The following is a 2,021-nucleotide window of genomic DNA, read 5'->3' on the forward strand; positions in this document are numbered from 1 at the left end:
GTCGAGATGGGGCCGCAAAAGCTGATATTTTTGCTGGAGCATGGCAAGGTTGTCCATGCTGCGACTATACAGTCAAAAAATCGTCAACGCAAAACAAAAAATGTACAAGTTATTATTGCTAGACTCCTAACCAGCCTGAAGATAGGCCTTCCGGATCAGGATGTCGAAATCGGTCCGGTGCCAACCAGCGGCGGTGGCCGCAAGCCGGAACCGGAGCTTGATCAGCTCAGCAACATTATTAAGGCGTTCAACGACCAGTTTGGCAATATTGAATGGAAAGACGGTGACAAAATCCGCAAGGTTATCGCCGAGGAGATCCCGGCCAAAGTGATAGCGGATGTTGCCTACCAAAACGCCATGCGGAACAACGACAAAAAGACCGCTCGGATCGAACACGACGCCGCACTGCAACGAGTCATGATCGACCTCTTGGCCGACCACACCGAGCTGTTCAAACAGTTCAGCGACAACCCGTCCTTCAAAAAATGGCTGGGCGACACTATTTTCGGCGTGACCTACCAACATCAGGCCGAACAATTCGCAACGAGGGCGAGCCATGGACCTTAAATCGGCAGTCATTCAGGTTCTGCAACAGGCGGGTACAGCGCTGCACACCAAGGATATAACCGAGCAGGTTATGGCTGCCGGTCTCTGGCACTCCGGAGGCAAGACTCCAAACGCCACTGTCAGCGCCCGGCTCTACTCCGAGATCAAGAGCAATGGTGACAAGTCACCTTTTGTAAAGGTCGGCCCTCAGACCTTCGCTCTTCGGGAATCCACTGAAATGCCGAGCGGCACTGGGTCGGTTCCGTTGGACGTGCAAGAAACGACAAACCCGTCGTCCGCAAATGCAGGCTTCTCCTTCACAGAATGCGCTCAGAAGGTGCTTGAAATGTTCGGCGGCAAAAAGCCGATGCATTACAAGGAGGTCACCGCGAAGGCCATTGAAAAAGGATGGCTGATTACGGGAGGAAAAACGCCGGACGCCACCATGTACGCCCAGGTGATCACCGAAATCAAGCGCCAGCAGAAACGAGGGGAACGGCCCCGTTTTGTCCAGCACGGCCGTGGCTATATCGGTCTGAGCCAATGGTTGGGACGCGGTCTCGCATTCCAGATCGAGCAGCACAACCACCAGGTTCGAAAAGCGCTGCGTGAGCGCCTGCTGATCATGAAACCAGGCGAATTCGAGGAGCTTATCTCGCAGTTGCTGGCAGAGATCGGTTTCGAGATGGTCGAGGTGACCAAGCTCAGCGGCGACGGCGGCATCGATGTCCGGGGCACCCTGGTGGTCGGTGACGTGATCCGCATCAAGATGGCCGTCCAGGTCAAGAAGTGGAAGCTCAAGAACAACATCCAGGCTCCGGTGGTGCAGCAGGTGCGCGGCAGTCTCGGCGCACACGAGCAAGGCCTGATCATCACCACCAGCGACTTCAGCCCGGGAGCCATCAAGGAGGCCGCCCAGGCAGACAAGACCCCCATCGCCCTGATGAACGGTGAGCAACTCGTGATGCTCCTGATGGAACACGGCATCGGCGTTCATCGCTCGACGCCTGATTTGTTTGAAATTGATGAAGAGTTTGTTGACAGTGTCCACCGGAACGAAAGTGATCAGCCTCATTGGACGCGTGATTGATAGCGACCCACCGGAAAAAATCGCATGGCGAAAGACAGGGTAAGAATGGAAAATCGGTGTCGTTGACGGTATCATGGGGATGGGGTAAAAATCAGCTCCATGCCACTCATTTTTCTGGAGCCATCATGAACCACCACGCAGCGAACGTTGCCTTTGTCGGCTATCCGGGTGATTTCATTATTCAGCCCATCCCTCTGGTGGAGACAGGGGTTTCCTGCCGGTTTTCCCTCGCCGGCGGACGATTACATTGACCGCGCTTTTATATGAAACTTCTCTCTACCACGGAACTTTCTGTTTGAATAATCGTTTGCCACAGTGGGGCTTTGCTCCCTAAGCATTTGGGCTTCGTCTCTGCAATTGTCTTGGCTGGACGATGGGGGTGTTC

At 54.5% G+C, this 2,021-nt stretch carries 2 protein-coding genes and 1 pseudogene; all 3 read left to right on the top strand.

What is annotated here, in order from left to right; genetic code table 11:
• Positions 1-567, top strand: a pseudogene (locus tag JWG43_RS17390) (hypothetical protein); the annotation flags it as partial.
• Positions 557-1,636: an HTH domain-containing protein gene (locus JWG43_RS17395; protein ID WP_205244215.1), complete on the top strand. Its 1,080-nt coding sequence runs from the start codon at positions 557-559 to the stop codon at positions 1,634-1,636. The pseudogene JWG43_RS17390 and the gene JWG43_RS17395, both read left to right, overlap by 11 nt.
• Positions 1,637-1,761: 125 nt before the next feature.
• A complete protein-coding gene (locus tag JWG43_RS19975) occupies positions 1,762-1,887 on the top strand; it encodes a hypothetical protein (RefSeq protein WP_275888491.1) in 126 nt (41 codons plus the stop codon).
• Positions 1,888-2,021: the final 134 nt, after the last annotated feature.

The sequence above is a fragment of the Desulfobulbus alkaliphilus genome (assembly GCF_016918545.1).
GTDB classification, from domain to species: Bacteria; Desulfobacterota; Desulfobulbia; order Desulfobulbales; family Desulfobulbaceae; genus Desulfobulbus; species Desulfobulbus alkaliphilus.